2 protein-coding genes are annotated in these 2049 nt (G+C 70.8%); both read left to right on the plus strand.

Features of this window, described 5'->3' with window-relative positions; all coding sequences use genetic code 11:
* Positions 1 to 154, plus strand: a 154-nt coding sequence (locus M8J73_RS42435; protein WP_249829838.1) for a transposase, incomplete at its 5' end; no start/stop codon positions are given.
* 87 nt (positions 155 to 241) lie between these two features.
* Positions 242 to 2032, plus strand: a complete 1791-nt coding sequence (cdgB, locus tag M8J73_RS42440; RefSeq protein ID WP_055538787.1) for a diguanylate cyclase CdgB — start codon at positions 242 to 244, stop codon at positions 2030 to 2032.
* The last annotated feature ends 17 nt before the right edge of the window (positions 2033 to 2049 follow it).

Below are 2049 nucleotides of genomic sequence, written 5' to 3' on the forward strand. Positions count from 1 at the left end.
TGTTTACCGCTGGGTGGTGGAGCGCACGTTCGCCTGGCTGCACGGCTTCCGACGTCTTCGGGTGCGCTGGGAACGGCGAGCTGACATCCACGAGGCGTTCCTCAAACTCGCCTGCTGCCTCATCACCCACCGACAACTCAGCTCATTGTGTTAGCCGCTGTAAGCGGTAGTAAGCCCATGAGTTACGCCGGATAGCAACCCTGGAGCCTGGAGCTGCCACAAGATCTCGGGGGGAGGGCGAATGGAAACCGAGTCGGAGCCTTACGTCCGTCTGACGACGCTGCGGCAGCTGCACCAGGTGATGGCGGACATGAACACCGCACGCAGCCTGGCCGACACGCTGCAGACCGTCGCCGACGGTGTGGTCAACGGCCTGGGGTACGAGCTGGCGTGCGTCAATCTCGTCCGCCCCGACGGCGACCTCGTCGTCGCCGCCCTCTCCGGGAACTCCGCCGCCGAGGCCCTGATCACCGGCCGCGTCGGCTCCCGCGCCTCCTGGGACCGCCGACTGAACATGGGCGAGGCCTGGGGCGACCTGCGGTTCATACCCCACACCGAGGGCTGGGTCCTCGACGAGGACGACGTACCGCAGTGGTACACCGACGGACCCGCGCCCCGCTTCGAGGACGAGTGGCACCCCTCCGACCGCCTCTTCGCGCCGATGTACACCCCCGGCGCCGGCGGCGCCTCCTGCGGTGAGCTGCTCGGGGTCATCTCCGTCGACCGGCCGCGCAACGGACGGCGGCCCGGCGCCTGGGGGCGCGAGGCGCTCCAGATGTACGCCTTCCAGGCCGCCATCGCCATCAGCAACGCGCGTCTACGTGCGAATATGCAGCGCGCACTGGTCAGGCTCGAACGCGAGCAGCAGGCCCTGCGGGCCAGCGAGGAATCCTTCCGTCAGGCGTTCGAGTACGCCCCGAGCGGGATGGCCATCGCCGAGATGGGCGGGGACCAGCACGGCCGGATCCTGCGGACCAACGACGCGCTGTGCCGGCTGCTCGGGCGGCCCGCGTCCGCCATGCGCCGGTACGCCTTCTCCGACCTCGTCCACCCCGAGGACATCGGCACGCTCCTGCGCACCTCCGCCGAGGGCGGCCGCGCCGAGCTGCGGCTCGGACGCCGCGACGGCACGTACGTCTGGGTCAGTCTGCGCAACTCCGTCGTGGCCGACGCCGCCGACGGGCCCCGCTTCCTGCTCACCCACGTCGAGGACATCGAGGAGCGCAAGCGCCGCGAGCTCCAGCTCGCCCATCGCGCCTCCCACGACGCGCTGACCGGCCTGCCGAACTCCGCGGAGCTGCGCTCCCGGCTCTCCGCCCGCATCTGCCAACGCCCCCAGGCGCTCCCGGCCGGCGCGGCGGCCGACTCCATGGACGCCACCTTCGGCGAGAACTTCGGGGAGAACTTCGGGGACGGCCTCGGAGACGGTTTCGGGCAGTACGGCGACTTCGGGATCGCCCAGCACCCGTCCGCCCAGCACCCCGCCGTCCCCCAGCCGAACCCGTCGTTCGACGCGTACGAGGCCGGCGGGAACGGCGGGCACGCGTTCGACTTCCACGCGGCCACCGGGCCGTACGACGCCTTCGACCACCATGTGCACACCGTCGCGCCCGAGAGCGAGCGGGACGACGGCACCAAGGGGCTCGCGGTGCTCTTCTGCGACCTCGACGGGTTCAAGTCGATCAACGACCGGTTCGGGCACAACGCGGGTGACGCCGTCCTCATCGAGGTGGCCCGCAGGCTCAGCCGGGGCGTCCGCGACGGCGACACCGTCGCCCGGCTCGGCGGTGACGAGTTCGTCGTCCTCGCCGACGGGCTCGGCCGCGCCGACGCCCAGGACCTCGCCGTACGCCTGCGCAACGAGATCATCCAGCCGATCCGGGTCGACGGCCGCGCGATGCGCGTCGGCGCCAGCTTCGGCATCGGATGGGCGCACTGCGGGATGACGGCGGACGAGGTGTTGAAATCGGCTGACGAGCGGATGTACGTCGAGAAACGATCTCGTCCCAAACAGCATCGGCGGGCCGGATGACCAGAGCCGGGCAGTAG

The organism is Streptomyces neyagawaensis (genome assembly GCF_023516595.1).
In the GTDB taxonomy this organism is placed as follows: Bacteria; Actinomycetota; Actinomycetes; order Streptomycetales; family Streptomycetaceae; genus Streptomyces; species Streptomyces neyagawaensis.

Coding starts and splice junctions, on each gene's coding strand:
- cdgB (WP_055538787.1), top strand. CDS start 242: ATGGAAACCGAGTCGGAGCCTTACGTCCGTCTGACGACGCTGCGGCAG.